The following is a 14,705-nucleotide window of genomic DNA, read 5'->3' on the forward strand; positions in this document are numbered from 1 at the left end:
GGTGTGTATCCGTGCTTGGATACATAGTTCGTGGTGGGTGTTTCCGCTGCGTTAAGCGGGGATTACTCCGATGTAGAAGCTGCGAATTTCGGCATTCCCATCAACACCGGGACCTTCCGGACACCCGTGTCGTCGAACGCGACGGTCGGATCGGCCTCTTCGGGTGCGTTGACGAACGACACGAACCGCGACAGCTTCTCGGGGTCCTCGAGCACACCCGCCCACTCGTCCTTGTACCCCAGAACGTGCTTGGCCATGGCCGCCTCGAGTTCGGCGGCGATGCCCAGGCTGTCCTCGCACACCACGGCCTTGAGATGGTCGAGTCCGCCGTCGAGGGACTCGACCCACGGCGCGGTGCGCTGAAGCCGGTCCGCGGTGCGGATGTAGAACATCAGGTACCGGTCGATGTACCGGATGAGGGTCTCGTCGTCGAGCCCGCCCGCGAGCAGCTGGGCGTGCTTCGGCGACTGGCCGCCGTTGCCGCCGACGTACAGATTCCAGCCGTTCTCGGTGGCGATGACGCCGACGTCCTTGCCGCGCGCCTCGGCGCATTCGCGGGCACAGCCCGACACACCGAACTTGATCTTGTGCGGGGACCGCAGACCGCGGTAGCGGTTCTCCAGGTCGACCGCCATACCCACGGAGTCCTGCACGCCGTACCGGCACCAGGTGGATCCGACGCAGCTCTTCACGGTGCGCAGCGACTTGCCGTACGCCTGACCCGACTCCATGCCGGCATCGACGAGACGCTTCCAGATCGCGGGCAGCTGCTCGACGCGCGCGCCGAACAGGTCGATGCGCTGACCGCCGGTGACCTTCGTGTAGAGACCGAAGTCGCGGGCCACCTCACCGATGACGATGAGCTGTTCGGGCGTGCACTCGCCGCCGGGCATCCGCGGCACCACCGAGTAGGTGCCGTTCTTCTGGATGTTGGCCAGGAAGTGGTCGTTCGTGTCCTGCAGTCCCGCCTGGTTGCGGTGCAGAATGTGGTCCGAGTCGGTGGACGCCAGGATCGACGCGACGACGGGCTTGCAGATGTCGCAGCCCGAGCCCGTCCCGTACTTCGAGATCAGGGCGGAGAACGTGCGTGTGTCGGTGGCCTGCACGATCTCGAACAGCTCGGCGCGCGACTGCTCGAAGTGCTCGCACAGCGCCTTCGACATCACCACTCCGGACGAGGCGAGCAGCTGCTTGATGGTCGGCAGGCAGCCGCCGCACGTGGTGCCGGCGTTGGTGCAGCTCTTGACCTGCGCGATGTCACAGGCGCCGGCAGCGATGGCGCCGCAGATCGAACCCTTGGTGACGCCGTTGCACGAGCACACCTCGGCGTCGTCGGGCAGCGATCCGGCGCCGGGCTTCTCCCCCGCGGGCGAGATGAGCGAGGCCGGATCGCCGGGCAGTTCGCGGCCGACGAGGGGACGCAGCGACGCGTACGCGGACGCGTCGCCGACGAGGATGCCGCCGAGCAGCGTCTTCGCGTCGTCGGACACGACGAGCTTGGCGTAGGTGCCCTTGGCGGCGTCGCTGAGAACCACCTCCAGCGCGCCGGGGGTCTGAGCGTGGGCGTCGCCGAAGCTGGCGACGTCCACACCCATCAGCTTGAGCTTGGTGGACAGATCGGCGCCGGGGAACTCCGCCGCCCCGCCGAGCAACCGGTCCGCGACGATCTCCGCGGTGGTGTACCCGGGAGCGACGAGGCCGTAGCACCGGCCCTCCACCGCGGCGCACTCGCCGACCGCGTAGATGTTCTCGTCCGACGTGCGGCAGCCGAGGTCGGTGATGATCCCACCCCGCTCGCCGACCTCGAGTCCGGCGTCGCGGGCCAGCTGGTCCTGCGGCCGCACACCCGCGGAGAACACCAGCAGCGCGGCCTCGATCACCGAGCCGTCGGACAGTTCGACGCTGATCCCGTCCGGGCCCTCGGTGATGCCTGCGGTGCCGACACCCGTGTGGACGGTGAGACCCAGGTCGGTGACGAGGTTGGCCAGCAGCGCGCCGCCGCCCTCGTCCACCTGCAGCGGCATCAGCCGGGGAGCGAACTCGACCACGTGCGGGGTCATGCCCATCAACTTGAGGGCGTTCGCGGCCTCGAGTCCGAGCAGACCGCCGCCGACGACGACACCGACGGCGCCGGGACCGGCCTCGTCGGCCCGCTTCCGGATGCCGTCGAGGTCGGCGAGCGTGCGGTAGACGAAGCACTCCGGGCGGTCGTGGCCGGGGATCGGCGGTACGAACGGATACGAACCGGTGGCCATCACGAGGGCGTCGTACCCGACGACCTCACCCGAATCGGTGGTGACCTTGCGGGCCTCCCGGTCGATGGTCGCGGCCCGGCGGCCGACCCGCAGGTCGACGAGCGCGTCGTCCGGGTAGTCGTTACCCGCGAGCGCAAGCTCCTTGGGGTCCCACGCCCCCACGTAGGAGGACAGTCCCACCCGGTCGTACGCGGGGAGGGGCTCCTCGCAGAGCACCGTCACCGACCAGTCGTCCGACTCGTCGCGTGCCCGCAACGCCTCGACGAATCGATGTCCGACCATTCCGTGTCCGATGACCACTGCTGACTTGCGGCTCATGCCGTCGCTCCTTCTAGCTGAATTTCTCGGGTTCGTGCGGTACTGCGCGGGGTCAGGCCGAGACCGACACCTTTTCGTCGTCGCCGTCGGAGACGGGGAGGCCACGCGTGACGGACGGGCGGCGCAGGAAGACGAACCAGGTGACGAGGATGCAGGCGAGGTAGAAGGCGAGGAACACCCAGAACGCCATGGTCGCCGACTTCGCGGCGCCGCCGTAGGACGCGCGGAGCACCAGGTTGATTCCGACGCCGCCGAGGCCGCCGATGGCACCGGCGAAACCGATGAGAGCGCCGGACATCGCCCGCGACCACGCGGCCTTGGCGTCGCGGCTCAGTCCTTCGAGCCCCTGCGCCTTGGCCTCGAAGATCGACGGGATCATCTTGTAGACCGAGCCGTTGCCGATGCCGGCCAGCAGGATCAGGGTGATGAAGCCGAACACGAACGCCACCAGCACTCCGGCGGTGGCCGCACCCGGCGCGCCGTCATCGACGGTGCCCGCGGTCACCAGCACTGCGGCGGCGAGCGCCATGGCGACGAAGGTGTACAGCGTGATCTTGCCGCCGCCGATGCGGTCGGCGAGCTTGCCGCCCATCGGCCGGGCGATGGAGCCGAGCAGCGGTCCGATGAACGCGATCTGCGCGGCGTGCAGGGCGGCCTCCGCGGGAGTGGCGCCACCGGCGAGGAAGTTGATCTGCAGCACCTGGCCGAACGCGAAGCTGAATCCGATGAACGAACCGAACGTGCCGATGTAGAGGAAGCTGATGACCCACGAGTCGGAGAACTTCAGCGCCTTCGCCATCGACCGGAGATCGGACTTCTGGTTGCCGAGGTTGTCCATGAACAGGGAAGCCCCGACCGCGGCGACGGCGATGAAGACCAGGTAGACGGCGCACACGATCCAGGGGTCCGTGTTGCCGAGGGTGGCGATCACGAGCAGACCGACGACCTGGATCACCGGGACACCGATGTTGCCGCCACCCGCGTTGAGACCGAGCGCCCAGCCTTTGAGCCGCTGCGGGTAGAACGCGTTGATGTTGGTCATCGACGAGGCGAAGTTGCCGCCCCCGACGCCGGCGAGTGCCGCGACGAGGATGAACGTCGTGTACGACGCTCCCGGGTTCATCATCAGGTAGAGAGTGAACAGCGTCGGGACGAGCAGGACGAGGGCGCTGAAGACGGTCCAGTTGCGACCACCGAAGCGGGCCGTCGCGACCGTGTAGGGGATCCGCAGGATCGAGCCGACGAGGGTCGGGACGGCGACGAGGAAGAACTTGCCCGCCGCGTCGATCCCGTAGATGTCGGTCGGCATGAACAGGACCATGACGGACCAGATCGACCAGACGGAGAAGCCGACGTGCTCAGCGACTACCGACCAGATCAGGTTCCGCTTCGCGATGTCCTTGCCGCCCGCCTCCCAGGCGTCGACGTCTTCCGCGTCCCAGTGCTCGATGTAGTGCTTCTTCACCCGGGCCTCCTCGTTGTGTGGGAGACCCAAAGGTAGAAAACCGGTGTTGCGGCGGTGCTGCGGTCGGTGACCGGGGCGTCAACGGATCCTCACTTTTCGACTGGGCCGATGTGAGGTTTCCTGCATGTTTCCTAGACGTGTCGAAGAGCGTCCACGGGCTCATTTTCGACGTGCCAGCTGTCCTCGAGCATGCGCGGCTTGCATGCCTGGTACGCCGCTATGAGGAGGATCACCACGCCGAACGTCAGGAATCCGAACGACACGGTCCAGCCGCCCGAGGCGTCGTGGAACACCCCGAACAGTAGCGGACCGAGGCACGCGACGGCGTAGCCCACACCCTGCGTGAAACCGGACAGCGTCGCCGAGCCGAGGTGGCTGCGCGTGCGCAGATTGATGAGCGTCAGCGACATCGGGAACGTGCTCGGTCCGAGCCCCAGCAGCACGATCCACAGGATCGGTGCGCTCATCGGAGCGAACAGCAGCCCGCTGAAGGCGACCAGGTAGCAGACCGCGCATCCGATCACGACCGGGAACGGATTGCGCATGCGGGCGCACAACGTGGGGGCGCCGAACGCGGCGACGAGGCCCATGAACGAGAACAGTCCCACCATGGCGCCGCCGAACGCCTCGCTCGCGCCGGCGTCGGACAAGATGTCGGGAATCCAGGTGAACATCGAGTACGTGATCATCGACGTCATCCCGAACATGCCGGCCATCCCCCAGCCGACGGGCGAACGCCAGGCCTTCCCGCGCGGGCGATCGGCCTGCGCTCCCGTCGGCTGATCCGTCGCGACGACCACGGCGCGACGTCGCTCGCGGGTGAGCAGGAAGATCCACGGCACGGCCGCGGCGAAGCCGAGGAGCGCCCAGACTCCGATCGAAAACCGCCAGCCGAGCGCCTCGGCGAGCGGGACGGCCACGAAGGCGGGCGCGATGGTGCCGATCTGCACCCCGACGATGTACACCGAACTCATCACGGCCAGCCGGTCGGAGAAGTAGCGCTTGACCAGCGGCGGAATCACCACGTTGCCAATTCCCATGCCGGCCAGCGCGAGCGACGACAGCGCCAGCAACGACCAGGTGTCGCTCATCAGCGCTCTCGTGAGCATGCCGACTCCGGCCATCAGCATCGCCACGAGCGCGGTCCGTTCCAGGCCCCATCGCTTGGCGATGAGCGGGGTTCCCAGGCCGAACAGCGCGAACATCGCCGTCGGCACCATCCCGAACACCCCGACGACCGTCGGCGAGAATCCGATGTCCTCCCGGATCTGCGAGGCCAGCGGGGTGAACGAGGTGACCGCGAGCCTCAGGACGAGAGCAGACATGGCGATCGCGCAGAAGACGAGGAGGCGGCCGCGTAGAAGAGTCACGAGAGAAATCATAGGATGACAGGATGACCTTTGGAAAACCCGTGCGCCGCTCGAGTCTCATCTCACAGGTGACCGAGCAGCTACGCGACGAGATCTGCAGCGGCCGGTGGGCGGTGGGCGCGAAGATTCCCACCGAAACCGCACTGTCCGAACTCACCGGAACGGGACGCAACACCGTCCGTGAAGCAGTCCAGGCCCTCGTCCACACCGGGCTTCTGGAACGGCGGCAGGGATCGGGCACGTACGTCGTCGCCACCTCCGACGTCGGCGGAACACTCGGCAAATACTTCGCAGGCGCGCACGAACGGGACGTCACGGAACTGCGGCAGGCACTCGACGTCACCGCGGCCGCCCTCGCCGCCCGGCGACGCACCCCGGACGACGTCGCCCGACTGCAGAATCTGCTCGACGAGCGGTTCCGGTGCTGGGCCGAATCCGACACCGAGGCCGCCGTCGCAGCCGACGTCACCCTGCACCGCGCGATCGTCGAGGCGAGCCACAACGCCGTGTACCTCGAGTTCTACGACTCGCTGCTGCCCTCGATCGCCCAGACCGTCGACCGGCACGTGCACGCGACGGGGGCGGGGTTCCACGACGAGCACCGGAACCTGATCGGGGCGATCGTCGACGGCGACGAGTCCGCGGCGACCGCCGCCGCCCGCGACCTGTTCGCCGAACTGCTCACCACCTAGAGCAGGAGACGCACCACGTCGGCGGTGCGAGCGAGCCCGGGGAACGCCTCCGCGGTCGAGCGCGGGTGCAGCGCGTGGACGGCGAGCCGGAACAACACCGCCCGCAGCAGCATCTGCGGCCACTCGGGCAGGTCTTCCCACCTCCCGATGAGGGCCTCGTCGGCTCCACCCCAGGAGATGGCGTCCACCACCGCCACCGCCGCCGCCCAGGACGCGGGGCGCCAGTACGGCGTGATGTCGGTGATCCCGGGCGCGAGGGCACCGGCGAAGAGGACGGTGCCGAACAGGTCTCCGTGGACGAGCTGATCCGGACACGTGACGGGCTTGCGCAACGTCGCCAGCCCGGTGATCAGCTCGAGACTCTTGCGACCGTCCGGGGACGGGGTCTCGAGCTGTTCGGCGCCCTTCGCACTGCGGAGCGGAATCTTCTCCCAGGCCGCCCGGTCCGCCGCGACGAACACGTCGACCTCCGCCCACGGCGCGACCGGGGGCTGCACCAGGAACCGGGGACGGTCGAGTTGCGAGGTGGCGGCGTGCAGCCGCCCCGACATCGACACGACCTCGTCGTGACGCGGTTCGGGTGTGCCCTCGATGAACGTGTCGGCGCGCCACCCGGACACCACGTACCGGCCGTCGGTGGACCGCACGGGACGGGCGAGCCGCACGCCGTCCACCTCGAGCGTCTCGCGGACCTTGGCGGACCACGCGGCGCGCGCGTGGTCGGCGACGGCTGACAGGACTACGTCTCCACAGAGCCACCCGCCGTCCCAGTCCGCACCGAGCGGGATGGGCTCGACTTCCCGGAGGCCGAACGTGGAGCACACGTGCTGAGGGGGTTGGCCGGTGCTCACGTCCTCAACGCTACCGCCGGGTGGGCCGGTGACAGCGCAAGGCGCGCTGGCCCGGAGACGTCAAACACGCCGCGACCGGGCCGGTGGGCAGGCAGTGGTCAGTAGACGGGCAGGCTCGTGTCCACCTGCCTGGCCCACGCGATGACCCCACCCTGCAGATGGGTGGCGTCGGAGAACCCGGCCTTCTTCAGCGCGGCCAGCGCCTCCGCCGACCGAACCCCGGTCTTGCAGTGCAGCACGATCGGCTTGTTCTGCGGAAGCTCCGACAGCGCCTCCCCCGACAGGATCCGGTCCTTGGGGATGAGCACCGCACCGGGCAGGTGGACGATGTCCCATTCCACGGGCTCGCGCACGTCGACGAGTTCGATCTCCTTGCCGGAGTCGAGGAGGTCGCGCAGCTCCGTGGCCGTGATCGTCGAACCGGCCGCCGCGGCCTGCCCCTCGTCGGACACCACACCGCAGAACGCGTCGTAGTCGATCAGTTCGGTGACCGGAGTCCGCGCCGGATCCCGGCGCAGCGCGATCGTGCGGTACGTCATGTCGAGCGCGTCGTAGACCATCAGCCGTCCGAGCAGTGATTCGCCGATGCCGGTGATCAGCTTCACCGCCTCGGTGGCCATGATCGAACCGATCGACGCGCAGAGCACACCGAGCACGCCGCCCTCCGCGCACGACGGCACCATGCCCGGCGGGGGCGCCTCCGGGTACAGGTCGCGGTAGTTGAGTCCGCGGCCGTTCGGCGCGTCCTCCCAGAACACGGACGCCTGGCCTTCGAAGCGGTAGATCGAGCCCCACACGTACGGCTTGTGCGCGAGGACGGCGGCGTCGTTGACGAGGTACCGGGTGGCGAAGTTGTCGGTGCCGTCGAGGATCAGGTCGTACTGCTCGAATAGTTCGACGGCGTTGTCGGGCTCGAGTCGGAACTCGTGCAACCGGACGTCGACGTTGTCGTTGATCTCGCGGATCGAATCGCGCGCGCTCTCACCCTTGGGCCGGCCCACGTCGGAGCGGCCATGGATCACCTGTCGTTGCAGGTTCGACATGTCGACCTCGTCGAACTCGACGATGCCGAGCGTCCCGACCCCCGCGGCCGCCAGGTAGAGCAGGGCCGGTGAGCCGAGGCCGCCGGCGCCGATGACGAGGACCTTCGCGTTCTTCAGGCGCTTCTGCCCCGCCATACCGACGTCGGGGATGATCAGGTGCCTGCTGTACCGCGCCACCTCGTCGCGGGAAAGTTCGGCGTCCGGTTCGACCAGCGGCGGCAGCGCCCCGGTTGTCTTCACAGAACGGTCAAGCGACACGGCCCACTCCTGACGATTGCGCGACGGCTTCCGATGTGTCGGACAGCATTGCTTTCAACGCCCCGACGAGGTCCATTCTTCCCCTCTCGCCCGCAGTCGCGCGGGACCGGTCCAGACTCACGCCCGCGGGAAGGGCCAGGGATTGAAATGGCAGGTCAGCCCGTTCATCGGCACGACACCCTCGGGGTCGAGCTGCGCGATGTCGTTGTTGGCGGTCCCGAACGTCTGCTGCATCATCACCGGCGCGAGACCGCCTTCGGTCTCGCACGGCTGGTGGTCCTGATAGCCGATGGCGTGCCCGACCTCGTGGTTGATCTGGTACTGCCGGTACGACCCGATGTCGCCCTGGAACGCGATGGCGCCGCGGACCCAGCGGGGCTCGTTGAGGACGACGCGGTCGATGCCCGGGTTGTAGCAGGACACCTCCAGCTGGATGTCGTAGCCACACGCCTCGCGGATCGTCATCTGCGACGTCAGCGACACCCGGAAGTCGGGGTCCCCCTGGTCGACGCGGCGGAACGCGAACCGCGGGTCCTTCGTCCAGCTCTTCGGATTCGACAGCGTCTGGTCGACCATCCGGCCGAACGACTCGTCGCCGCCGAATCCGGACGTGTCGACGCCGTCCTCGATCTCGACGCTGTACGTGAATTCGCGTTCGGTGCCCTGCCCCACCTTGGTTCCGTTGCCGGGAACGACGTGCCAGGTGCCTGCGCCCACCGCCGTGAACGGACCCCCCTCGGGCAACGCGCCGGAGGGAAGTTCGGCGGCGAAGTTCCCGTCGGCCTCCGGCGGGACCCCGATGACGCTCGAACCGTCGGTGTCGCGCGACAGGGTGCCGAATCCGGGGGTGTCGGTCTCGGCCGTCGTCTCGCCGCCACCGGTGTCGCGGACCGCGTCGACCACCACGAGCACGGTGACCACCAGCAGGATCGGGATCGCGTACGCGCGCCAGCCGTAGGTGGAGACGAACCGGCCGATGCGGCTCTGTTTCCGGGCCTGCCGCTCGGGGCGCGGGTTGCGGGGACGGCCGACGTCGCGGCTGGTCGGGTCCCATTGCGCGCGGAGCGGTTGATGCGACTGCGCCTGCGGTGCCGACTGCGAGGCGCGGGGACGGACGTCACGCTGGTCGATGCTTCGCGATCGTCGCTCCCCGTCCTCGGAACTCTGGGGAGCCCGGCCGCGAACACGCGGTCCTCCTCGGTCAGTCACGCAGCCCAGAATCTCACAGTCCGGCACCGCCTCGTCCCAGTGCACCGTCCGCAGGTCATTCGGCGTGTCACGGGAACGCGACCCGCAACGTCGCGGCTACCCGGGTCACCAGGTGTCCCGAACCCCTGCGGTACCCCAGCTATCGGACAGGCAATATCCTTGACCGGGCGAGTCCTGCGAGTCCACCATGAACGGTTCACTACGCGCGGGTATCGTTCACACAGTTACACAGAATGTGACGCGGAATACTTGTGCAGATTGGAAGCGCTATGACTGAACTCGCGGATCGGACGAACTCCGATCGCGATGCCAACACCGGAAAGGGCACCGGGGCCCGTCGCAGCACGCGACTCCCCCGCGACGCCCGGCGACTGCAGCTACTCGCCGCAGCCAGCGAGGTCTTCGTCACACGCGGATACCACGCTGCCGGTATGGACGAGATCGCCGAGTGCGCCGGTGTGAGCAAGCCCGTCCTCTACCAGCACTTCCCCGGCAAGCTCGAGCTGTACGTGGCCGTGCTGCAGAGCTATGTCGACAGCCTGATCTCGGGTGTCCGGCAGGCGCTGCGCTCGACCACCGACAACAAGCAGCGTGTCCGTGCCGCGGTGCAGGCGTTCTTCGACTTCGTCGACAACGACTCGCAGGGCTTCCGGCTCGTGTTCGAGTCCGACCTCATGGGCGAGCCGCAGGTGCAGAGCCGCGTCGAGCAGGCCACCGAGGCGTGCGTCGACGCCGTGTTCGACCTCGTCAGCCACGACTCCGGTCTCGACCCCTACCGGGCCCGCATCCTCGCCGTCGGCCTCGTCGGCGCCAGCCAGTTCACCGCGCGGTACTGGCTCGAGGCGGCGCGCCCGATCCCGAAGGAAGAAGCGGTCGACACGACGGTCACGCTCGCGTGGGGCGGTCTGTCCCGCGTGCCGCTGCATCCCGAACAGCGCTGACACTCACGAGAAAGGGCCCGACAGTCGATGCGACTGCGGGCCCTTTCTCGTGTGATCACGTGGTCGGAGCGAATCCGACTGCGTTCACTTCGCCGGTGCGAATCCGACCTTGCGGATATCGGACGGGCCGATCTCCACGTAGGCGATCTTGCTGGACTGAATGAGGTACTTACGCCCCTTGTCGTCCTCCAGGGACAGGATCCCGTCGCCACCGGTGAGGGCGCCCGAGACCAATGTCTCGACCTCGTCCGGGGTCTGCTCGCTGCTGACGATGAGCTCACGCGGGCTGTCGATTACACCGATCTTGACCTCCACGGTCAACCTCCGAACTCTCCGAGAAACATCAGCTGTCCTGGCCAGGCTAATGCAGTGGCCGCCGCCGGTGCGCGTCTGCGGGCTGTGCCCTGAGCGAACACGCCCGACGGCGGTGCCGTCCAGACCAGGCCCGACGTGGTGCCGTCTAGACCAGGCCCAGCACGGCCATGCGTTCGGCGTGCATCTCCTGCATGCGGTCGAACAGTGCGACGACGCCGTTGAGGTCGCCGGACGCGGAGATGACGAGTTCGGTCAGCGCTTCCCGCTGCGCCAGGACGAACTGGGCCTGGGTGATGGCCTCGCCGAGCAGTCGTCTGCCCCACAGCATGAGGCGGTCCTTGTCGCGGTTGCTGGCCTTGATCGCCTGCTGCACCTCGTGGACGACGAACTCGGAGTGACCGGTCTGTGAGAGCACCTCCTCGACGGTTCGCGACACCTCGGCGGGCAGCGAGTGCCCGATCTCGCGGTAGAAGTCCGCGGCGATCCCGTCACCGACGTACGCCTTGACCAGCGCCTCGAGCCACGTCGAGGGAGTGGTGGACGCATGGTAGTTGTCGAGGGCGCGGACGAACGGATCCATTGCCTCGAAGATGTCGAACCCACGGGCGGTCAGCGCCTTCTCGAGCATCTCGAAGTGGCCCATCTCGGCGGCCGCCATGCTCGCGAGCGCCACTTTGCCCTGCAGGGTCCGCGCCATCTGCGCGTCCTCGGACAGCCGGTAGAACGCGGAGATCTCGCCGTACGCGAGGACCGCGAAGAGTTCACCGACGCCGGGGTGATCAGCGGGAATCGTGGAATCAGAGGATGCAGGGGTGTTGGGCTCCATGGCGCCACAGCCTAGTGCGTCGGGCAGTGATGTTTGCCATGCGTAACCAGTTGCGGAGCGTTCTCCGGCTACAATGATCGTGGGCAACCGCTCGTCACCACGTTCGTCTCCACAGAGAACGCGGTTCGAGTGATGAGAGATCACGATCCGATCGGCGGTTCCCACCGATAATGTGCGCGCACCTGATCGACGGTCCCAGCCGCGCCTCGCCGAAATCTTCGATTTCTGCGCTGAGGCAGAGGCAGGATCGACTCGGAAGAGGACATCGACGAGCGTCGACTGGGAAATCGGGCCGACCAGCGGCCTGGCCCTTACCTCGTGCGTGCGTGCAGCTACGAGGAAGGCCAGACCCCTGAGCAAGATCACTGTCGACCATGAAGACGACGCCACCGAGACCACGCTGTCGGCGCAACTCGACTCCACACACGTCGCCCCCACGTTCGCCGAACTGGGGGTTCGTGACGAGATCGTCCGCGCTCTCGACGAGATCGGCATCGAGCGCACATTCGCCATCCAGGAGCTGACGCTCCCCCTCGCCCTCGCCGGCGACGACCTGATCGGTCAGGCCCGCACGGGCATGGGCAAGACGTTCGGTTTCGGCGTCCCGCTGCTCCACCGCATCTCCACCGGCACCACGGGGACGGCCGCGCTCGACGGCACTCCCCGCGCGCTGGTCATCGTCCCCACCCGCGAGCTGTGCATCCAGGTCACCAAGGACCTCGAGGGCGCCGCGAAGTACCTGAAGGGCGAGAAGAACAAGCCCCTCGAGGTCCTCGCCATCTACGGTGGCCGCCCGTACGAGACCCAGATCGCGACGCTCCAGAAGGGCGCCGACGTCGTCGTGGGCACCCCCGGCCGCCTGCTCGACCTCGCCAACCAGGGCCATCTGATCCTCGGCAAGGTGGAGGTGCTCGTTCTCGACGAGGCCGACGAGATGCTCGACCTCGGCTTCCTGCCCGACATCGAGCGCATCCTGAACATGGTTCCGGACAAGCGCCAGACGATGCTGTTCTCGGCGACCATGCCGGGCCCGATCATCACGCTCGCCCGCACGTTCCTCACCCAGCCGACGCACATCCGCGCCGAGCAGGCCGACGACTCGGCGGTCCACGACCGCACGAGCCAGCACATCTACCGGGCGCACGCGCTCGACAAGGCGGAGATGGTGGCCCGCGTGCTGCAGGCCGACGGCCGCGGCGCGACGATGATCTTCACCCGCACCAAGCGGACCGCGCAGAAGGTGTCCGACGAACTCGCCGAGCGCGGTTTCGCCGTCGGTTCCGTGCACGGCGACCTCAACCAGGTCGCCCGCGAGAAGGCGCTCAAGGCGTTCCGCTCGGGCAAGATCGACGTGCTCGTCGCGACGGACGTCGCGGCCCGCGGCATCGACATCGACGACGTCACGCACGTCATCAACTACCAGTGCCCGGAGGACGAGAAGACGTACGTCCACCGGATCGGCCGCACCGGCCGCGCGGGCCGCACCGGCATCGCCGTGACGCTCGTGGACTGGGACGACATCCCCCGCTGGCAGCTCATCGACAAGGCTCTCGGCCTCGGTATCCCGGATCCGGTCGAGACGTACTCGAGCTCCCCGCACCTGTACGAGGAACTGTCGATCCCGGCCGAGGCGACCGGCACGATCAAGCGTCCCCGGGTCGAGAAGGCCGCACCCGCGCAGAGCGAGAACACCGAGCAGGCCGAGAAGGCCGAACGCACGGAGCGTCCGGCCCGCACCCGCACCCGCCGCCGCACCCGCGGCGGCCGTCCCACGGACTCGGTGGGGCCGAAGTCCGTGTCGCCGGAGCCGACGGCACCGGAATCCGCAGCGCCGAGCGCGGACGCCGACGGCGACGGCGCCTCCAAGCCCCGGCGGCGCCGTCGCCGCCGGACCACGAAGGTCGGCGCCGCCGCGACGAACGCGGAGTAAACAACCGCCGTGCTCGCACCTGAGCGGCGCTCGCGCGCCGATCTCGTCGTCGCTGCCGGAATCGCCGTCACGATCGTGGTCGCCCTCACCGTTGTGTGGTTCCGCAGCGATGCCCGGGGCACCACCTCGGTCACCGCCGCCGAGCCGCCGGCTGCGCTCGTCACCGCCCTGACGGTCCCCGAGACACTGAGCCCGATCTGGGACTCCGCCAGTTCCGCCACCACGGCGCCTCTCGTGGCCGGTGGTGCCGCCGTCACCGCCGAGGGCGGCGTCGTCGTGGGCCGGGACCGGATGTCGGGCGCCGAGCTGTGGCGGTACGAGCGTGAACTCGACCTGTGCGGTGTCACGGCGTCCTGGGAGAAGGTGGTGGCCGTCTACCGCGATGACCGCGGATGCTCCCAGGTCACCGAACTCGACGGCGGCACCGGTGAGCGTGTGGCGCAGCGGAACAGCGACGCCGATCCCGCGGTGACGCTGACGGCCGACGGAACCTATGTGGCGTCCCTCGGCGACCGCCGCCTGGAACTGTGGCGCTCGGACCTGGTGCGCACCGTCGAGTACGGGCGGGTGGACGCGCCGGTGAATCCCAAGAAGCAGCCCCGCAGCGGATGCACGCTGATCGACGCCGGTTCGAGCAGCAGCAGGCTGTCCGTGCTCGAACGCTGCCCCGGCGAGGTGGCCGATCGGCTGACGGTCATGAACCCCTCACCGAAAGACAATCAGGAACCCGAGGAATACGGGTCGAGCGTCCTGGCGGGTGTCGACGCCGGCGTCGAGGGTGCCCGCATCCTGGGGGTGTCGGGTGAGACCACAGCCGTCTACCTTCCCGCGGGCAGGACGACCGGGCCGCGGATCGGCCTGTTCGACGGCACCGGCAACGCCGTGTCCGAATACGCGCTCGCCCTGAAGATCGGACCGGATCCGGTCACGTCCGCGAGCAGTTCGGTGGTCACCTGGTGGACCGGTTCGGATGTCGTCTCGCTCGGCGCGTCCGATCTCGTTCCCCGCTGGACCTTCCCGGGCGCTCTCGGCCCCGGTGCCGTGATGGCCGGAAACCTGCTGGTTCCGGTGGAATCCGGGATCGCCGTGCTCGATCTGTCGAACGGGGCGTTGCTGCGCACGATCCCGGTCGCGCGGGACACCTCGACCGGGCCGATCACCACGACGGTGGCCGGCGACGTCGTGCTCGAACAGCGCGGCGACGGCGTGGTGGCGCTGCGCTGAGGTCGCCG

General features: G+C 68.4%; 12 protein-coding genes. 4 read left to right on the top strand and 8 right to left on the bottom strand.

What is annotated here, in order from left to right; genetic code table 11:
- Window positions 1-62 precede the first annotated feature (62 nt).
- The 3 genes from nirB to ACFU5V_RS37750 form a co-directional block, all read right to left on the bottom strand.
- Window positions 63-2,573: a nitrite reductase large subunit NirB gene (gene nirB, locus ACFU5V_RS37740; RefSeq protein ID WP_378430028.1), complete on the bottom strand. Its 2,511-nt coding sequence runs from the start codon at window positions 2,571-2,573 to the stop codon at window positions 63-65.
- Between the two features lie 52 nt (window positions 2,574-2,625).
- The gene (locus tag ACFU5V_RS37745) at window positions 2,626-4,038 is read right to left on the bottom strand and encodes an MFS transporter (protein WP_378430029.1); all 1,413 of its coding nucleotides are present in this window, start codon (window positions 4,036-4,038) and stop codon (window positions 2,626-2,628) included.
- A 131-nt stretch (window positions 4,039-4,169) separates the two neighbouring features.
- The gene (locus tag ACFU5V_RS37750) at window positions 4,170-5,420 is read right to left on the bottom strand and encodes a CynX/NimT family MFS transporter (protein WP_378430030.1); all 1,251 of its coding nucleotides are present in this window, start codon (window positions 5,418-5,420) and stop codon (window positions 4,170-4,172) included.
- 11 nt (window positions 5,421-5,431) lie between these two features.
- On the opposite strand from ACFU5V_RS37750, the gene ACFU5V_RS37755 reads away from it, so the two are divergent.
- The gene (locus ACFU5V_RS37755; protein WP_378430031.1) at window positions 5,432-6,100 is read left to right on the top strand and encodes a FadR/GntR family transcriptional regulator; all 669 of its coding nucleotides are present in this window, start codon (window positions 5,432-5,434) and stop codon (window positions 6,098-6,100) included.
- Here ACFU5V_RS37755 and ACFU5V_RS37760 read toward each other — a convergent pair.
- From ACFU5V_RS37760 to ACFU5V_RS37770, 3 genes are all read right to left on the bottom strand, one after another.
- Window positions 6,097-6,951 carry a TIGR02569 family protein gene (locus ACFU5V_RS37760; protein ID WP_378430032.1) on the bottom strand — a complete coding sequence of 285 codons (855 nt, stop codon included), beginning with the start codon at window positions 6,949-6,951 and terminating at the stop codon, window positions 6,097-6,099. The two genes, ACFU5V_RS37755 and ACFU5V_RS37760, sit on opposite strands and share 4 nt — an antisense overlap.
- A gap of 98 nt (window positions 6,952-7,049) precedes the next feature.
- Window positions 7,050-8,234, bottom strand: coding sequence for an adenylyltransferase/sulfurtransferase MoeZ (gene moeZ / locus ACFU5V_RS37765; protein ID WP_378430067.1), 1,185 nt, complete (start codon window positions 8,232-8,234; stop codon window positions 7,050-7,052).
- Between the two features lie 135 nt (window positions 8,235-8,369).
- Entirely contained in the window at window positions 8,370-9,506 is a 1,137-nt protein-coding gene (locus tag ACFU5V_RS37770; protein WP_378705934.1) for a DUF3152 domain-containing protein, read from the bottom strand.
- 224 nt (window positions 9,507-9,730) lie between these two features.
- Here ACFU5V_RS37770 and ACFU5V_RS37775 point away from each other — a divergent pair, with 224 nt between their 5' ends.
- Window positions 9,731-10,402 (top strand): TetR/AcrR family transcriptional regulator, encoded by a 672-nt coding sequence (locus ACFU5V_RS37775; protein WP_015890120.1) that lies wholly within the window; start codon window positions 9,731-9,733, stop codon window positions 10,400-10,402.
- Window positions 10,403-10,486: 84 nt separating this feature from the next.
- On the opposite strand, the gene ACFU5V_RS37780 is transcribed toward ACFU5V_RS37775, so the two are convergent.
- A complete protein-coding gene (locus ACFU5V_RS37780) occupies window positions 10,487-10,717 on the bottom strand; it encodes a DUF3107 domain-containing protein (RefSeq protein WP_276140738.1) in 231 nt (76 codons plus the stop codon).
- 145 nt (window positions 10,718-10,862) lie between these two features.
- A complete protein-coding gene (locus tag ACFU5V_RS37785) occupies window positions 10,863-11,543 on the bottom strand; it encodes a ferritin-like fold-containing protein (RefSeq protein ID WP_378430034.1) in 681 nt (226 codons plus the stop codon).
- 322 nt (window positions 11,544-11,865) lie between these two features.
- Here ACFU5V_RS37785 and ACFU5V_RS37790 point away from each other — a divergent pair, with 322 nt between their 5' ends.
- Window positions 11,866-13,473, top strand: a complete 1,608-nt coding sequence (locus ACFU5V_RS37790) for a DEAD/DEAH box helicase (protein WP_378705935.1) — start codon at window positions 11,866-11,868, stop codon at window positions 13,471-13,473.
- A gap of 9 nt (window positions 13,474-13,482) precedes the next feature.
- A complete protein-coding gene (locus ACFU5V_RS37795; RefSeq protein ID WP_378705937.1) occupies window positions 13,483-14,697 on the top strand; it encodes a hypothetical protein in 1,215 nt (404 codons plus the stop codon).
- Window positions 14,698-14,705: the final 8 nt, after the last annotated feature.

Origin of the sequence: Rhodococcus sp. NPDC057529 (assembly GCF_042802055.1) — a bacterium.
GTDB lineage: Bacteria > Actinomycetota > Actinomycetes > Mycobacteriales > Mycobacteriaceae > Rhodococcus_F.